This is a genomic window from Corynebacterium sp. MSK044, from assembly GCF_030232825.1.
Classification (GTDB): domain Bacteria; phylum Actinomycetota; class Actinomycetes; order Mycobacteriales; family Mycobacteriaceae; genus Corynebacterium.
The window spans coordinates 1-764 of record NZ_JASPJJ010000057.1; the positions used below are offsets into that span (position 1 = coordinate 1).

The window sequence follows — 764 nt, forward strand, 5'->3', positions numbered from 1 at the left end:
AACGCATCCCAGCCCCTCGCATCGTCGTCATCGACGGTGGACAAGGAGCTGCAACCGCGATCAAAAACTGCTGGCCGGAAACGAAAGTCCAACGCTGCCTCGTGCATGCCCAACGCGTCGTACGCCGCTACACCACCTCACGACCACGCACCGACGCTGGCCGCACCATCTACCAACTAGCGCTGAAACTGACCCGCATCACCAACCTGGACGACGCCGCCGCATGGGGTTCCCAACTACACGAATTCTCCACCATCTACCGGGCATGGATGGACGAAAGGACCGTGCTCAAAGACCCGAAAACAGGCAAATGGAAAGACGCATGGACACACGCCAAAGTGCGCAGCGCTTACAACAGCCTCAACCACCTATGGCGCAATGACCTGCTTTTTACCTACCTCACGCCACCGAAAGACGTACTCAACCCCGAGGGCATCAAATCCACCACAAACAGCCTCGAAGGCGGCATCAACGCCCAACTCAAACTGCTAGCTAGAACCCATCGCGGAAGAAAAGGAGAACACCAACGCCGAATGCTGGACTGGTGGCTCTACCTAAAAACAGAACTGCCTGACGATCCAGTACACATCGCCAGACAGTCCAATTGGGGCCAGGACCAACTCGCCAAAGTTACACCCCTGACCCACAACGAGAACCAAGCCGACCACGAAACAGGACGACCAGCCCTCTACGACAACGGTATCGACACCGAGTACACCCACTCAATCGGCATCCAAAAAGGCCAAATCTAACCCCACGACACG

The 764-nt window shown here is 56.7% G+C and carries 1 protein-coding gene; it reads left to right on the forward strand.

The genetic code is table 11. The annotated features are described in order from the left end of the window. On the forward strand, positions 1 to 752 hold a 752-nt coding region (locus QP994_RS11055), incomplete at its 5' end, for an IS1249 family transposase (RefSeq protein WP_284866830.1). Positions 753 to 764 lie beyond the last annotated feature (12 nt).